Origin of the sequence: Aestuariivirga sp. (assembly GCF_047602625.1) — a bacterium.
Classification (GTDB): domain Bacteria; phylum Pseudomonadota; class Alphaproteobacteria; order Rhizobiales; family Aestuariivirgaceae; genus Aestuariivirga.
This window is the reverse complement of record NZ_JASGGV010000001.1, coordinates 734,136-748,524: the sequence shown is the minus strand read 5'-3', so window position 1 is coordinate 748,524 and position 14,389 is coordinate 734,136. Positions and strand designations below refer to the sequence as shown.

Sequence of the window (14,389 nt, the reverse complement as noted above, 5' to 3'; positions counted from 1 at the left end):
TTGCATGTGCGGCATCGTTGGCATTCTCGGCAAAGAGCAGGTGGCGGACAGCATCGTTGAGGCGCTGCGCCGGCTCGAATACCGGGGCTATGATTCAGCGGGCGTCGCCACGCTGGAAAATGGCGGCATGGACCGCCGCCGCGCCGTAGGCAAGCTCAAGAATCTCGCCAGCGTGCTGCAGCAGAATCCGCTCTCCGGCCGCAGCGGCATCGGCCACACGCGCTGGGCTACCCACGGCGGCGTGACGGAGACGAACGCCCATCCCCACATGGTGGATGACGTGGTGATCGTCCACAATGGCATCATCGAAAACTTCCGTACACTGAAGGATGAGCTGATCGCCGAGGGCGTCACCTTCTCAACACAGACAGACACCGAAGTTGTGGCGCAGTTGATCGCCCGCGAGCGGCGGGCCGGCGTTCCGCCGCGCGAGGCGGTTCGCACGGTGCTGAAGCGGCTGGAAGGCGCATTCGCCCTCGCCATCCTGTTTCAGGGCGAGGACAATCTGATGATCGGCGCGCGCAATGGCCCGCCGCTTGCCGTGGGCCACGGCGATGGTGAAATGTTCTTGGGGTCGGATGCCATTGCTCTCTCGCCCTTCACCAACCGCATCACCTACCTTGAAGATGGCGACTGGGTGGTGCTGACCCGCAATTCCTTCGAGATCTTCGACGCCGAAGACCGGCAGGTCATCCGCCCGATGAGCTTCTCGCAAGCCTCCGCCATGCTGGTGGACAAGGGCAACTACCGCCACTTCATGGCCAAGGAGATTGCCGAGCAGCCGGAAGTGATCGGCCACACGCTGGCTGAATACATCGATTTTTCCGAGCGCGCGGTGCGGCTGCCGGAAAAGCTGCCCTTCGATTTCGCCGCTCTCGACCGCGTCATCATCACCGCCTGCGGCACCGCCTCCTATGCAGGGCTCGCCGCTAAATACTGGTTCGAGCGTTATGCCAGGCTTCCGGTGGAAGTCGATGTGGCGTCCGAGTTCCGCTATCGCGAAGCGCCGCTGCCGAAGAACGGCCTTGCCATTGTCGTCTCGCAATCAGGTGAAACCGCCGATACGCTGGCGGCGCTCCGCTATTGCAAGAGCCAGGGCCAGCATACGGTGGCCATCGTCAACGTGCCGGAATCAACGATCGCCCGCGAAAGTGAACTGGTGTTGCGCACCTATGCAGGCCCCGAGATCGGCGTTGCCTCCACCAAAGCCTTCACCTGCCAGCTTACCGCACTGGCGTGCCTCGCCCTGATGGCTGGCAAGGCGCGCGGGCATCTGAGCCGGGAGAAGGAGCGTGAACTGGTGGGCGCGCTCATTGAAGCGCCGCGTCATATCTCCGAGACGCTGAAAGACGAGAAGCACATTTCCGAAGTGGCGCGCGAGATCGCCCATGCCCGCGATGTGCTCTACCTCGGGCGCGGCATCAACTATCCGATTGCTCTGGAAGGCGCGCTGAAGCTCAAGGAAATTTCCTATATCCATGCCGAGGGCTATGCGGCGGGTGAACTCAAGCACGGCCCCATCGCGCTGATCGACGAGAATGTTCCCGTGATCGTCATCGCGCCCCATGACGAGCTTTACGAAAAGACCATCTCCAACATGGAAGAGGTGGCGGCGCGCGGCGGCAAGATCGTTCTGCTTACGGACGATCATGGCGTGGCGGCAAACGGGCATTCGACCTTCCGCACCATCCAGGTGCCGCAGGCCAATGCCTTCATCAGCCCCCTGCTCTACGCCGTGCCCGTGCAGCTTTTGGCCTATCACGCTGCAGTTTTCATGGGCACGGATGTGGACCAGCCGCGTAATCTCGCAAAATCTGTCACGGTCGAATAGCTGCGGCGTCCCGCTTGGTGCCGAACACCACGAAGGCGAGCGGGATCACAACCAGCACGCCGGAGATGAAAAACGTGACGCTCGGCGACACGATGAACGGATTGGGCTGCATGAAGTAGCCGAACAGTTCGGCGAAGATCAGGGTGCCCATCAGCATCGCGAGGCTTTGCAGGCTGGCAAGGCCGCCCTGCAATTCACCCTGCTCGTCGTCGGGAACCTGATGCGAGAGCATGGCCGTCATGGTGGGGTGCACGAAGCCTTCCGGCGCATGCAGCAGCACAAGCACCATCACCATGCCGATGCCGGTTGCGAAACCATAGCCGAACAGAACGATGGCCGAGGCGATCAATCCGAAAATTACTGTCCCCCGTTCGCCGAATGTCCTGACAGTCACGCCCGTCAGCAACCCTTGCGCGATGGCGGTGATGACGCCGAAGGCCGACAGCGTGAGGCCGATGATCGCCTCGCTCCATCCAAATTTGGCAATGCCCCAGAACGACCACACCGCCATATAGACGGATGTTCCGAAGAAATAGATCACCATGGCGGAGACCATGGGAATCATCTCCCGGTGACGCGCGAAGATCTTGAGCGTGCCAAGCGGATTGGCGCGCCGCCAGTCAAATGGCCTGCGGTTTTCCTTCGCCAGCGTTTCGGGCAAGACAAACCAGCCGTAGATGAAGTTCAGCATCGAGAACAATGCGGCGGCATAGAAGGGAACACGCGTGCCATAGGCGCCGAGGAATCCGCCCAGCGCCGGGCCGATCACGAAGCCCAGACCGAAGGCGGCCCCCATCAGGCCAAACACCCGCGCCCTGTCCTTGGGCTCGGTAATATCAGCCAGATAGGCGTTGGCCGTCACGTAGGACGCGCCGCAAACGCCCGCGATGATGCGGCCGATGAACAGCCATGTCATCGTGGGCGCGAGCGAGGTCAGCAGATAGTCCGCAGCCAGTCCGAACACCGCCAGCAGCAGGATGGGCCTTCTTCCGAACGCATCGGAGAGATTGCCGATGAGGGGTCCAAACAGGAACTGCATCGCGCCATAGGCAAAGAACAGCCAACCGCCCAAGAGCGACGCGCCGCCAATATCACGCCCGCTCAATTCCTGAATCAGCGCCGGCAGAACGGGCATGACGAGGCCGAAGCCGATCATGTCGATCAGCACCGTCACGAAGACGAACCAGACGGCGTATTTTCCAGGCAGGCGCAGAGTCATCTGAGGTTCTCCAGCCCGCACGGCGGGCCAGAGGCGGAACCGCAGTGCGTCAGCTAATGTCGGTTGGCGCCACGCAGTCGATAAAGCTTCCGGCGCGAATCGAAGCTTTCGAAATAATCCTTCACCTGCGGATGGCGCACGGGATCGCCGGTTTCATCCTCCAGCAGGTTCTGCTCGGAGACATAGGCCACATATTCGCTGTCCTCGTTCTCGGCGAGCAGATGATAGAAAGGCTGGTCTTTCCGGGGACGGATGTCCTCGGGGATCGACTCCCACCATTCCTCGGTGTTGTTGAACACCGGATCGACGTCAAAAATCACCCCGCGGAACGGAAACAGCCGGTGTTTCACCACCTGTCCGATGCCAAATTTTGCTGCGGGGAGCATGTTCATGGCCCCTGATTGCCAAGAGACGGGCCAGTTGGCAAGAGGAGCGGAACGTTCGCGGAATCGTCATGACTGAAATCCTCAACCTTGCCATGCCGTTTTTTGGCCTGATCGCATTGGGCGTGATCGCCACGCGCTTCTGGCACGTGAAGGAGGACGGGCTGGCGTGGCTCAATATCTTCCTCATCTATTTCGCCCTGCCCGCGCTGATCTATCTGGTGACGGCTGCGGCGCCATTTGAGCAATTGTTCAACTGGCCCTTCGTGAGCGCCACCACCGGCGTGACGGCTGCAGTATTTCTGTCGGTTGTTCTGGTGTCGAGGCTGGCATTCGGTACAGCGCCCAAGGTGGCGGCCCTGCAGGGCACATCCGCAAGCTACGGCAATGTCGGCTATATGGGCCTGCCGCTTGCCGTGGCGTTCTTTGGGCCGAGCGCCGCCGTGCCTGCCGCCCTGGTGTTCTGTTTCGACTGCACCATCCAGTTCGTGCTCACCGCAAGCCTCGCCACGCTAGGCCATGCCGCAAATGAAGAAGTGCACCCGCTTGAAATCGCGATGCGCGTGTTGCGGCAGGTGTTCAGCCACCCCTTCATCATCGCGACGATTCTGGGCGCTGCAGCTTCGGGGTTTCATGTGCAATTGCCCGGCGCTGTCTCCACCATCCTCGACATGCTGATGAGGTCCGCCGGTCCCTGCGCGCTGTTCGCGCTTGGTGTGACGGTGGGGATGCGGAAGTTCGCCGGGTTCGGGAAGGAATTGCCGCTGGTGGCGGGCATGAAAGTGATCGTGCAGCCCGTTCTGGCTTATCTCGTCGTGCGCATGGTGCCGGGCATCGAGCCGACATGGCTGCATGTGGCTGTCATGATGGCAGCACTTCCCACGGCATCAAACGCTTTCATCCTCGCCAGCCAATACAAGGCCTACGTGGAGGGATCATCCACGGCGGTCATCGTCACCACCGTGGCGTCGGCCATCACCATTCCGCTGCTGATCTATGCCATCAAGGCGAGCGTGCTGCCCTGATCCTGCATCATGCGCGGCAACGTATGCACGGGGCCGAGGCCGCGCCGCATCATGGCGCGGCGCAAGGGGCCGACAGTGGAAAGAATTTCCAGCCCGAAGGCCCTGCCCGCTGCCAACAGGCCGTCATGCGACAGGAGGGAACGGTTCATGCCGTCGATCACCTGCTGGCGCGGCAGAACATCACGGCGGCGCAGGGCGCTGTAGTCTTCAAGGGATTCATCCGCCCCCGGATCATCGATCCCTTCGATCAATTCCGCCGCCTGCGCTGCATCGCGGAATGACATGTTGAGGCCCTGCGCGCCAATGGGCGGCACGACATGCGCGGTTTCTCCGACGAGAAGCGTGCGCTTCCGGGCGAAGCTGTCGGCAATCTGCCCTTCCATCGGAAACACGCGCCTTGGCCCGATGCCCGAGACGCGGCCCAGATCGCCATGGCTCGCCAATTGGATCTCGGTAGACAGTTCATTATCCGGCAAGGCCAGTAGCTCTGCCGCGCGCTCGGGTCTTTCCATCCACACCAGGGCAGAACGGTTGCCGGGCAGCGGCACAGTGGTGAAGGGGCCCGATGATTTGTGATATTCGGTTGAAATGCCCTGATGCCAGCCGCTGTGATCAAAGCTGGTGGCCAGCGCAGCCTGCGGATAGGCCCAGCGGCGCACACGGATGCCGGCCGCCTCGCGCAGCGCAGAATGGCGCCCATCGGCGGCAACGGCAAGGCGTGCGTCAACGGTCCCCGCAGCCGTTTTCAAACCCACCGTTTCAGAACCGGGATTGGCCGCAGTCACGTCAGCATCCACGAACGTCACACCCAGTTCGCGCGCCCGGGCGGCGAGTGCCGGCACCAGAATTGCCAAAGGGAAATTCCATCCGAATTCCTGTTCGCCGATTTCCGCCGCATTGAAGGTGAGCGTGGGGGCCTGGAAGCGGCCTTGCGTGTCATCCACCATGCGCAGGCGCTTCAGGGGCGAAACGCGTTCCTTCAGATCGCCCGGCCAGATTCCGAGATGCGCCAGAAGCCGCACTGAGGGCTGCATCAGCGCCACGGTGCGCGGATCATGCCCGGAAGGCTGCGCGCCGGAGATCAGCACCACCTTGCGGCCTTGCTGGGCAAACAGCGCGGCTGCCACGAGCCCTGCAGGGCCACCACCTGCGACGGCGATATCAGCCTTCAGCACAATCAAACACCGATCGGGGTTTTCAGCATGCTCTCCCGCTTGCTGAATTCGGCATGAAACGCCGCAAGCTTCGGGCGGCCGGTTTTCCAGTCCACATCCGGCAGGCGGAAGGAAATGTAGGACAGTACAACGGCGGAGGCGATCGTGCCGACTGTCACCTCGCCCAAAATAGGCGACCAGTCGCGCTCGAGACTGTCAAAGATCGCGGTCATGCGAATGCGCGTGCGCTCCAGCCATTCCGGCCATTGCAGGCCCTTGGGCCGGGCGCCCAGTTCGTATCGCGTGGCGACAGCGGAATCAGCCAGCCCCTGTGCCAGAGCCAGGAGGGTGAGCACTTTGAAGCGATGCACGCCATCGTCGGGGATCAGCGCCGAATTGCCCGCCACATGGCAGAGATATTCCATGATGACGCGGGAATCGAAAATCGGGTGGCCATGGTTGGTTTCCAGCACCGGCACTTTGGCAATGGGCGACAGCAGCGCCAGGCGCGGGTTTTCCGCCGTGGGCGAAACACTTTCCTTCACATGCTCAACCTTGTCCCCGAGGCCTGCCTCATGGGCGGTGACCATGCACATGCGGACGAAGGGCGACAGCATGTCACCATGGATTTTCATGCGAGCACTCCTGCAAGTTCCTGCAGGGTTTTAGGGCGGATTGCCGCCGAACGGAAGCGGCAGGACTGTCACGCCTTGGGGAGAAATTTCTCCACCACCCGGTTCCACAATTCCGCACCCTTGGGGATCAGTGCATCGTTAAAATTGTAACCTGGGTCATGGAGCATCCTGCTGTCGCCGTTGCCAAGGCCGAAATAGCAGGTGGGCACCTTCTGCTGGAAATAGGCGAAATCCTCGGAGAACATGAAGGGCCCGCGCATATCGACCTTTTCCGGCTTTTGCCCCGAACTCGAGCGCCACTTCGCGCACCAGTGCTGCTTCCGCCGCCGTATTGAAGCCCGCCGGATAGCTTGCATGTTCGTTGCCGAAATCGATCTCGGCCTCGCAGCCAAAGCTTTTGGCTTGCCCTGTCACCACCTCGCGGATGCGCTTGTGCGTGAGTTTCCGCACGTCTTCCGTTACGGTGCGCAACCCCAGCAGCAGTTTCGCCTCTTCTGGGATCACAGTCGCCATGCTGCCGGCATTGAATGCGCCTACCGTGATGACGGCTGGATCATGCGGATCGACATTGCGCGCGATGATGGATTGAAGCGCCAGCACGACACCCGATGCCGCGACAATCGGGTCGATCGCTTTCTGCGGCACGGCGCCATGACCGCCAAGGCCGCGGATGGTGATGGTGATAACATCCACGGCCGCGGTGATCGGCCCAGGCCTCACCGTCACCTGCCCCACATCCTCGCCGGGAAGGTTGTGAAGCGCGAAGATGGCGTCGCAGGGAAAGCGATCAAGGAAGCCCTCCTCGATCATCTTCCTGGCACCGCTTTGCTCTTCCTCGGCAGGCTGGAAAATCAGATGCACGGTGCCATCGAAATTGCGTGTTTCGGCGAGGCGGCGCGCGGCGGCGAGCAGCATGGTCGTGTGCCCGTCATGCCCGCAGGAATGGGCCTTGCCCGGCGTTTTCGATGCATAGGGAAGATTGGTCGTTTCGTGGATAGGCAATGCGTCCATATCGGCGCGGATGCCAATACTGCGGCGGCCCGTTCCATTCTTCAGCGTGCCGATCACCCCGGTTCCGGCGATTCCCGTGCTCACGGTGAAGCCAAGGCGCGCCAGCTCCTTCGCCACGATGGCGCTGGTGCGATGCTCCTCGAACATCAGTTCGGGATGCGCGTGGAGATCGTGGCGAATGGCGATCAGTTCTTCGAGCGATTTGCTGTTCATCGTTTCATCGGCACCATGGCTTCGAGCCGTGCAAAAATTCTCTCGATAACAAAGGTGATGACCATGTAGATCGCTCCGGCGAAAAGCAGCGGCTCGTAGGTGAGATAGGTATCCTGCCGGATCATATTGGTCACGCCGAGCAATTCAAGAACAGTGATTGTAGCGGCAAGCGAAGTCGCCTGCATCTGGCCCACGGCTTCGCCTGCCAGTGTCGGCAGCACCATGCGAACAGCACGCGGAAACCAGATGCGGCGAAGCAGCGTGAAGGGAGACATCCCGATTGCCCTGCCTGCTTCTAGTTCTCCATTCGGAACGCCAAGAAACGCACCCCGCATCACTTCGCCTTCGTAACCCGCTACGCTGAGCGACAGGGACACGACGGCGAAATAGAACCCTTCGCGCAACACCGGCCAGAGAAAGCTTTGACGGATGCCGGGTATGTAGGGAAACAGCAATCCCAGCCCGTAATAGAAAAACCACATCTGAATCAGAAGCGGTGTCCCGCGGATGAAACTGCAGAACGCCCGTGCAGGCCACGCAAGCCACGGCGGTCCGGCAACCCGGGCAAGGGCAATTGGAATGGCGAGGAGCATGCCGAAAAATATCGAAAGCACGGTGAGTAACAGCGTCAGCCAAAGCCCATGGGCAAGCAATGGCAGATAATGAGGAATCCAGCCCCAGTCCATGGTGCTACACCGGCCTCTTTTGACCAGCCCGCATCCGCCGTTCCAAATGGATGAAAAACTGGCTTGAGGTCGTGCTGATCACCCAATAAATTGCCGCTGTAATCCCATAAAAAACCAGAAGGTAGCGAGGATCGCCCTGAGCGTATTTGATGTAGCCCGAAGCCTGTTTGGTGATGAGCGCCAGTTCAGTTAATCCGACGACCGAAATCAGTGCGCTTCCCTTCGTTGCTTCAAGCCAGAGATTGCCGAGTCCGGGAATCGCAAAGGGCAGCATGGACGGAAGAACGATGCGCCGGAACCTCAGAAACGGGGACATTCCGTAGGCCTTTGCGGCTTCAATCTGCCCCAGGGGAATGGCCTGTATCGCGGCGCGCAAGACTTCTGTTTGAAATGCGCCCTGCACGACGCCGAGCACGACCACGCCTGCCCCAAACTTGCTGATCACGATGGGGCTCAATCCCAACCGCCCCAGAATGGCATTGAGTGCATCCCCGCCCGAATAAAACAGCAGGATGATTAGCAGAAGCTGAGGAACAGACCTGAACACAGTTGTGTAGATCGACAGAATGAATTGAGAACCGGGCCGCCCGCCAGTTTTCCCATGGCGCCACAGAGGCCGATCAGAAATCCCAGTCCAAACGCGAGGCTGGACACGGCCAGCGTCATCAACGCGCCATAAGCAATTTCATCGCCATAGCCCTGATCGCCCCAGGAAAGCAGCGTCAGCAAGGACGTGGCGAAGAACAAAGAGACCCCCTTCCGTGAGAACACCGCGGCCGCGCGCAGGCGGCCACGGCGGAGCGCGTTATTGCGGCAGGATGATCTGCGGCTTCAGTTCAGGATACTTCTCGGTGATCTTCACGAAGGTGCCGTTCTTGGCCAGCGTGGCGATGGCGGCGTCGATCTTGGCCTTGAGAGCCGTATCGTCCTTGCGGATGCCCGCGCCCACGCCTTCGCCGAGGATTTCCGCGTCGGGTGCAACTTGGCCCTTCAATTCGCAGCAGGATTTGCCCTGATCGGTCTTGAGGAAGGCATCGAGCGCCGCGCCATCGGCCTGGATATAATCGAGACGGCCTGCGGCCAAATCCTGATTGGCTTCGTCCTGCGTCTGATAGGTCTTCACGGTGGCGCCAGCCGAAGCATAGTGCTTTTCGATGTAGCGCTGGTGAATTGTCGAGACCTGGACGCCAATGGTCTTGCCCGAAAGATGCGCGGGCGTGATGTCCATATCGCCATCCTTGTTGCCGATGATGACGGTGGGCGTGTCGTAATACATGGAAGAGAAGTCAATCGTCTTCTTGCGTTCGCCGGTGATCGACATGGATGACCAGATCAAGTCAAACTGTTTGGCCTGCAGGGCGGGAATGATGCCATCCCATGCCACCTCAACCACTTCGCATTTTTCCTTCAATTCCGCGCAGACCGCGTCCATCAGGTCGATTTCCCAGCCCACCCATTTGCCGGACGGGTCTTTCGAGGTGAAGGGCGGATAGGGTTCGGCAGCGACGCCGAACTTCAGATCAGCCATGGCCGGCGCGGCAGACGCCATCATGGCGCAGGCCGCGGCGGCGAACAGCACGCGACGCGAAATCTTCATTGTTTCTCTCCCTGTGATGCCCGCTGCCACACGGCAGCGCGCCTTGTTGAAAATTACACACAAATTCAAGCGGCTGCCAAGTCAGTGAATTGAGGACACGAACTGGCGGCAGCGGTCACTTTTAGGTTGTCCGAAGACCTGCTTCGGGGGGCCCTCTTCCTCAATCACCCCCTTGTGAAGGTAAATCACGTGGCTGGAGACGTCGCGGGCGAACTTCATTTCGTGGGTCACCAGAATCATCGTCCGGCCTTCATCCGCCAGATCACGGATGACTTTCAGCACTTCTCCCACCAGTTCCGGGTCAAGCGCCGAGGTGGGCTCGTCGAACAGCATCACCTTGGGATCCATGCAGAGCGCCCGGGCAATGGCCGCGCGCTGCTGCTGGCCGCCGGAGAGAAAGGCGGGATACTGGTCCTTCTTGTCGTAGAGTCCCACCTTTTGCAGAAGCTTTTCGCCGCGCGCGATAGCTTCGGCGCGGGGCACTTTCAGCACATGCACCGGCGCCTCGATGACGTTCTGAAGCACCGTCAGGTGCTGCCAGAGATTGAAGCTCTGGAACACCATGCCCAGCCGGGTGCGGATCAGTTCAAGCTGCTTGCGGTCGGTGGGATGAAGATTGCCATCCTTGGCGGGGGCCATCTTCACGTCTTCGCCCGTAACCTGAATTTGGCCCTTGGTCGGCATTTCGAGGAAATTGATACAGCGGAGAAAAGTGCTTTTCCCCGAGCCCGAGGCCCCAATCATGGAAACGACGTCGCCTTCGCGGGCGGTGAGGGACACGCCCTTCAACACCTCAAGTTCGCCGAAACGCTTGTGAAGATCGTCCACCTTCACGGCAATAGTCCGGCCGTTTCCGGCGCCAGCGATATCTGCCACGTTTCCCCCGATGGGCCGCTTGGGCCCTTATTGTTGTGAGCATCCTAGCAAGAAATCGGACGAGCGCAATTCGTCAGTGTGACGCAACAAAAAGGGGCTGCCGCAGCAGCCCCTTTCCTTGAAAAGCCGGGATCAAAAAGGCCTTAGTTTATTTCGCCTTTGCTTTTGGCTTTTTCTTAGGCTCAGGCTTGGCCTTGGCGCGCGGAAGGGCCTTCCGCTCCACGGACTTGGGTAGCGCCTTTTCCTCGTCTTTGCCGAGATAATCGAAGCTCAGCCCATCGTCCTTGCGAAGAATCCGTACCGTGCCGCCCTTGGCCAGCTTGCCGAACAGCACTTCCTCAGCCAGCGGCTTCTTCACATATTCCTGAATCACCCGCGCCAAAGGCCGGGCACCCATCTGCTGGTCGTAGCCCTTGTCCGCCAGCCAGTTGGCGGCTTCGGAGGAGAGTTCGATGTTGACCTGCCGCTCCGCCAGCTGGGCTTCGAGCTGCAGCACGAACTTCTGCACAACCTGACGCACGATCTCCGGCGGCAGGTGGCCGAAGGGAATCACCGCGTCGAGACGGTTGCGGAATTCCGGCGAGAACATGCGGTTGATCGCCTCCGTATCATCGCCTTCCCGCACCGAACGGTTGAAGCCGATGGCCGCGCGCGCCATGTCCTGCGCGCCCGCATTCGTCGTCATCACGAGAATCACATTGCGGAAATCGACTGATTTGCCGTTGTGGTCAGTCAGTTTTCCGTGGTCCATCACCTGCAACAGGATATTGAACAGGTCGGGATGCGCCTTCTCGATCTCATCCAGCAGCAGGACGCTATAGGGATGCTGGTCGATGCCATCGGTCAACAGGCCGCCCTGGTCGAATCCGACATAGCCGGGAGGCGCGCCGATCAGGCGCGACACCGTATGCCGTTCCATGTATTCCGACATGTCGAAGCGCAGCATGTTCACGCCCAGCACTTCCGCCAGCCGCTTCGCCACTTCCGTCTTGCCTACGCCGGTGGGGCCGGAGAACAGATAGCAACCGATGGGCTTTTCGGGCTCCCGCAGGCCGGCGCGCGCCAGCTTGATCGACGACGTCAGCGCTTCGATGGCGCGATCCTGCCCGAACACCAGCCGCTTCAATTCGGTGTCGAGATTCTTCAGCACCGAGGCGTCGTCCTTCGACACCGTTTTGGCGGGAATGCGGGCCATGGTGGCGATGGTCGCTTCGATGTCCGGCACGTCGATGGTCTTGCGCCGCTTGTCCTCAACCACCAGCATCTGTGACGCGCCCGTTTCGTCGATCACGTCGATCGCCTTGTCGGGCAGCTTGCGGTCGGCCATGTAACGCGCCGAAAGCTGCACCGCGCTCTCGATGGCGGCGTCGGTGTATTTCACCTTGTGGAAATCCTCGTAATAGGGCTTGAGGCCTTTCAGGATTTCGATGGCATCCGGGATCGAAGGCTCGTTGACGTCGATCTTCTGGAAGCGCCGCACCAGCGCGCGGTCCTTCTCGAAATGCTGGCGGTATTCCTTGTAGGTGGTGGAGCCGATGCAGCGCAGCGACCCGCCGGCCAGCGCGGGCTTCAACAGGTTTGATGCATCCATCGCGCCCCCGGATGTGGCGCCCGCGCCGATCACCGTATGGATTTCATCAATAAACATGATCGAGCCGGGGCGCGATTTCGATCTCCTTCACCACGGCCTTGAGCCGCTCCTCGAAATCACCGCGATAGCGCGTGCCGGCCAGAAGCGCACCCATGTCGAGCTGATACACAACCGCGTTCTCTAGCACTTCGGGAACTTCGCCCTTGATGATCTTGCGCGCCAGGCCTTCAGCAATGGCCGTCTTGCCCACGCCGGGATCGCCCACGAACAGTGGGTTGTTCTTCTGCCTGCGGCACAGGATCTGGATTGTACGGCGCACCTCCGCCTCGCGTCCGATCAACGGATCGACCTTGCCTTCGGCGGCCTTCTTGTTGAGATTGATGCAATAGGCCTCCAGCGCATCGGCCTCGCCCTTTTTCTTGGGCTGGTCGGCGCCATCGCCGCCCTCGCCATTGCCCGGCTGCTGGTCCTGGTCCACGCCGCGCACGGGGCGCGTCTCCGAGAGGCCGGAGCGCTTGGCGATGCCGTGCGAAATGTAATTCACCGCGTCGTAGCGCGTCATGTCCTGCTCCTGCAGGAAAAACGCCGCATGGCTTTCACGCTCGGCAAAGATGGCCACCAGCACGTTGGCGCCCGTCACCTCCTCGCGGCCCGAGGACTGCACATGAATCACGGCGCGCTGGATGACACGCTGGAAACTTGCGGTCGGCTTAGAATCCTCGCCGCCTGCCGGAATCATGCCCGCGAGTTCGGTCTCGATATAGGTCTCAAGGCTCTTCCGCAGCGTATCGAGATTGACGTTGCACGCCTTCATCACGGCGGCGGCGTCCTTGTCGTCGATCAAAGACAGGAGGAGATGTTCGAGTGTCGCATATTCATGCGAGTGCTCATTGGCGATCGCCAGTGCGCGGTGCAGGGCCTTTTCAAGGCTGCGGGAAAACGTGGGCATCGGCTATTCCTTTTCCATCGTGCACTGAAGCGGATGCTGGTTGCCGCGGGCGAAATCCATCACCTGTGTCACCTTCGTTTCCGCAACTTCGTAGGTATATACGCCGCATATGCCGACACCCTTCTGGTGAACATGCAACATGATGCGGGTTGCCTCTTCGCGTCCCTTGCCGAAAAAGCGCTCGAGAACATGCACGACGAATTCCATCGGCGTGTAGTCATCGTTCAGCAGCATCACCTTGTAGAGCGAAGGCTTCTTCGTCTTCGCTTCAGTGCGGGTGATGACGCCGGTCTGATTTCCGTCTCTGTTGCTGTCGCGCTTCGGCATGGATGCAATTATATAATTGCTTCGCGCGGAAATGGGAGAGGTTATTCTTGAGCCGTCTGCATTGCGCAAAACGGCAAGGGCCGCGCGAAGGCGGCCCTGAAGATAGGAATGCCGATCGGAAATGTTAAGAGCGCTTGCGTGGCGCCGGCTTCTTAGCGACGGCAGCGGCTTTTTTCGGCGCTCCAGCCTTTTTGACGACCGGAGGGGCTTCGGCATTCACGAGCTCGGACGCTTTCAGCCAATGGATTTCGGCCCTCCCATCCGGCTGGCCTTCCTCAAGCCAGAGCGCGTAAGCGATTTCGCGGATTTTCTCTTCGGTCGGCAAGGTCGGCATCGGAAACCTCACATTTTGAGCGTGATTCCCTATACGCCAAAAAATTGTGCAACGCAATATTCATTCTGCGATGCAGCAAATTTTGACCAAGCTTTCCGTTTTCAATCAAGTCCCGGAAAACGTACGCCCGAAGCAAAGGCAACGCCGAGGAACAGGGCGGTGGAGCCGAGTTCATAAGCCAGATACCAGCCGCCAACTTTCAGCAATTTCTTCATCTGTCCCTCCTTGAACCAGTCGGGAACATGCTTTGCAACGATTGCGCCGGATGCGCTCAGGCCGCTTTTGGCCGGGCAACCCGTTTGGACAAATCGTCAATTGCCGAATCCACGTCACGCTTCAGCCAGTCCGGATCAGGCGTGTCTTCGCCATCCGCAATGGCGCATGCGCGGAGCCAGTGATCATCGTGGCGGCCATCCGGGTGGCCCTCTTCTTCCCAGATCGCATAGGCGATCTCACGGATGCGGTCTTCGCGGGATAGCTTGGGGGTATCGGCTTCGGTCGGCATGATGCGTCCTCCTCTCGCCAGCCTGAGCATGGTCTGCCCGGCTTGTGTCAGGC

General features: G+C 60.3%; 12 protein-coding genes and 3 pseudogenes. 2 read left to right on the top strand and 13 right to left on the bottom strand.

Annotation, left to right across the window (positions count from 1 at the left end; genetic code table 11):
• Positions 1-4 precede the first annotated feature (4 nt).
• The gene (glmS, locus tag QM694_RS03860; RefSeq protein WP_415005616.1) at positions 5-1,831 is read left to right on the top strand and encodes a glutamine--fructose-6-phosphate transaminase (isomerizing); all 1,827 of its coding nucleotides are present in this window, start codon (positions 5-7) and stop codon (positions 1,829-1,831) included.
• Here glmS and QM694_RS03855 read toward each other — a convergent pair.
• Positions 1,818-3,050 carry a TCR/Tet family MFS transporter gene (locus QM694_RS03855; protein WP_415005615.1) on the bottom strand — a complete coding sequence of 411 codons (1,233 nt, stop codon included), beginning with the start codon at positions 3,048-3,050 and terminating at the stop codon, positions 1,818-1,820. The genes glmS and QM694_RS03855 overlap by 14 nt on opposite strands.
• A 53-nt stretch (positions 3,051-3,103) precedes the next feature.
• Positions 3,104-3,442 carry a heat shock protein HspQ gene (hspQ, locus tag QM694_RS03850; protein ID WP_415005614.1) on the bottom strand — a complete coding sequence of 113 codons (339 nt, stop codon included), beginning with the start codon at positions 3,440-3,442 and terminating at the stop codon, positions 3,104-3,106.
• A 62-nt stretch (positions 3,443-3,504) separates the two neighbouring features.
• On the opposite strand from hspQ, the gene QM694_RS03845 reads away from it, so the two are divergent.
• On the top strand, positions 3,505-4,458 hold the full coding sequence (locus QM694_RS03845; protein ID WP_415005613.1) for an AEC family transporter: 954 nt from the start codon (positions 3,505-3,507) through the stop codon (positions 4,456-4,458).
• Here QM694_RS03845 and QM694_RS03840 read toward each other — a convergent pair.
• From QM694_RS03840 to QM694_RS03790, 11 genes and pseudogenes are all read right to left on the bottom strand, one after another.
• The gene (locus QM694_RS03840) at positions 4,428-5,633 is read right to left on the bottom strand and encodes an FAD-dependent monooxygenase (protein WP_415005612.1); all 1,206 of its coding nucleotides are present in this window, start codon (positions 5,631-5,633) and stop codon (positions 4,428-4,430) included. The genes QM694_RS03845 and QM694_RS03840 overlap by 31 nt on opposite strands.
• A 2-nt stretch (positions 5,634-5,635) precedes the next feature.
• Positions 5,636-6,247, bottom strand: a complete 612-nt coding sequence (locus QM694_RS03835) for a glutathione S-transferase family protein (RefSeq protein WP_415005611.1) — start codon at positions 6,245-6,247, stop codon at positions 5,636-5,638.
• 68 nt (positions 6,248-6,315) lie between these two features.
• A pseudogene (locus QM694_RS03830) lies at positions 6,316-7,471 on the bottom strand (M20 aminoacylase family protein).
• Positions 7,468-8,157, bottom strand: a complete 690-nt coding sequence (locus tag QM694_RS03825; protein ID WP_415005610.1) for an ABC transporter permease — start codon at positions 8,155-8,157, stop codon at positions 7,468-7,470. Before QM694_RS03825 ends, QM694_RS03830 begins: the two are co-directional and overlap by 4 nt.
• A 4-nt stretch (positions 8,158-8,161) precedes the next feature.
• Positions 8,162-8,823 (bottom strand): annotated as a pseudogene (locus QM694_RS03820) (ABC transporter permease subunit).
• Between the two features lie 139 nt (positions 8,824-8,962).
• Positions 8,963-9,754, bottom strand: coding sequence for a transporter substrate-binding domain-containing protein (locus QM694_RS03815; protein WP_415005609.1), 792 nt, complete (start codon positions 9,752-9,754; stop codon positions 8,963-8,965).
• 81 nt (positions 9,755-9,835) lie between these two features.
• Positions 9,836-10,630 (bottom strand): ABC transporter ATP-binding protein, encoded by a 795-nt coding sequence (locus QM694_RS03810; RefSeq protein WP_415005608.1) that lies wholly within the window; start codon positions 10,628-10,630, stop codon positions 9,836-9,838.
• Between the two features lie 148 nt (positions 10,631-10,778).
• A pseudogene (gene clpA, locus QM694_RS03805) lies at positions 10,779-13,170 on the bottom strand (ATP-dependent Clp protease ATP-binding subunit ClpA).
• Positions 13,171-13,173: 3 nt separating this feature from the next.
• Entirely contained in the window at positions 13,174-13,497 is a 324-nt protein-coding gene (clpS, locus tag QM694_RS03800; RefSeq protein ID WP_415005607.1) for an ATP-dependent Clp protease adapter ClpS, read from the bottom strand.
• Between the two features lie 124 nt (positions 13,498-13,621).
• Positions 13,622-13,831: a DUF2934 domain-containing protein gene (locus QM694_RS03795; RefSeq protein ID WP_415005606.1), complete on the bottom strand. Its 210-nt coding sequence runs from the start codon at positions 13,829-13,831 to the stop codon at positions 13,622-13,624.
• 271 nt (positions 13,832-14,102) lie between these two features.
• The gene (locus QM694_RS03790) at positions 14,103-14,336 is read right to left on the bottom strand and encodes a DUF2934 domain-containing protein (protein WP_415005605.1); all 234 of its coding nucleotides are present in this window, start codon (positions 14,334-14,336) and stop codon (positions 14,103-14,105) included.
• Positions 14,337-14,389: the final 53 nt, after the last annotated feature.

Excerpts from the sequence above, each read along its gene's own strand:
- QM694_RS03835 (WP_415005611.1), bottom strand. The coding sequence starts at position 6,247 with ATGAAAATCCATGGTGACATGCTGTCGCCCTTCGTCCGCATGTGCATG.
- QM694_RS03795 (WP_415005606.1), bottom strand. The coding sequence starts at position 13,831 with ATGCCGACCTTGCCGACCGAAGAGAAAATCCGCGAAATCGCTTACGCG.
- QM694_RS03855 (WP_415005615.1), bottom strand. The coding sequence starts at position 3,050 with ATGACTCTGCGCCTGCCTGGAAAATACGCCGTCTGGTTCGTCTTCGTG.
- glmS (WP_415005616.1), top strand. The coding sequence starts at position 5 with ATGTGCGGCATCGTTGGCATTCTCGGCAAAGAGCAGGTGGCGGACAGC.
- QM694_RS03845 (WP_415005613.1), top strand. The coding sequence starts at position 3,505 with ATGACTGAAATCCTCAACCTTGCCATGCCGTTTTTTGGCCTGATCGCA.
- QM694_RS03815 (WP_415005609.1), bottom strand. The coding sequence starts at position 9,754 with ATGAAGATTTCGCGTCGCGTGCTGTTCGCCGCCGCGGCCTGCGCCATG.
- hspQ (WP_415005614.1), bottom strand. The coding sequence starts at position 3,442 with ATGAACATGCTCCCCGCAGCAAAATTTGGCATCGGACAGGTGGTGAAA.
- clpS (WP_415005607.1), bottom strand. The coding sequence starts at position 13,497 with ATGCCGAAGCGCGACAGCAACAGAGACGGAAATCAGACCGGCGTCATC.
- QM694_RS03825 (WP_415005610.1), bottom strand. The coding sequence starts at position 8,157 with ATGGACTGGGGCTGGATTCCTCATTATCTGCCATTGCTTGCCCATGGG.
- QM694_RS03790 (WP_415005605.1), bottom strand. The coding sequence starts at position 14,336 with ATGCCGACCGAAGCCGATACCCCCAAGCTATCCCGCGAAGACCGCATC.